This is a genomic window from Arthrobacter sp. ZGTC412 (assembly GCF_002929215.1).
GTDB lineage: Bacteria > Actinomycetota > Actinomycetes > Actinomycetales > Micrococcaceae > Arthrobacter.
The window spans coordinates 1-611 of sequence record NZ_PJII01000078.1 but is presented as its reverse complement, the minus strand read 5'-3'; the positions used below and the strand labels follow the sequence as shown (position 1 = coordinate 611).

1 rRNA gene is annotated in these 611 nt (G+C 51.2%); it reads left to right on the top strand.

Going from position 1 to position 611, the window contains the following annotated elements:
* A 23S ribosomal RNA gene (locus tag CXQ88_RS21445) occupies window positions 1–611 on the top strand; the annotation flags it as partial.

The following is a 611-nucleotide window of genomic DNA, read 5'->3' as shown; positions in this document are numbered from 1 at the left end:
GCCTCCCAAAAAGTAACGGAGGCGCTCAAAGGTATCCTCAGTATGGTTGGAAATCATACATAGAGCACAAAGGTAGAAGGATGCTTAACTGCGAGACTTACAAGTCGAACAGATACGAAAGTAGGACTTAGTGATCCGGCGGTCCCGAGTGGAAGGGCCGTCGCTCAACGGATAAAAGTTACCCCGGGGATAACAGGCTTATCTCCCCCAAGAGTTCACATCGACGGGGAGGTTTGGCACCTCGATGTCGGCTCATCGCATCCTGGAGCTGTAGTCGGTTCCAAGGGTTGGGCTGTTCGCCCATTAAAGCGGTACGCGAGCTGGGTTTAGAACGTCGTGAGACAGTTTGGTCCCTATCTGTTGTGGGCGTAGGAAAATTGAAGAGAGCTGTTCCTAGTACGAGAGGACCGGAATGGACGCACCCCTGGTGCTCCTGTTGTCACGCCAGTGGCATAGCAGGGTAGCTATGTGCGGACAGGATAATCGCTGAAGGCATCTAAGCGAGAAGCCCCCTTTAAGATGAATTTTCCCATTTGTAAGATGTAAGATCCCATGTAGACCACATGGTTGATAGGATGGATGTGTAAGCGCTGTGAGGTGTTAAGCTAACC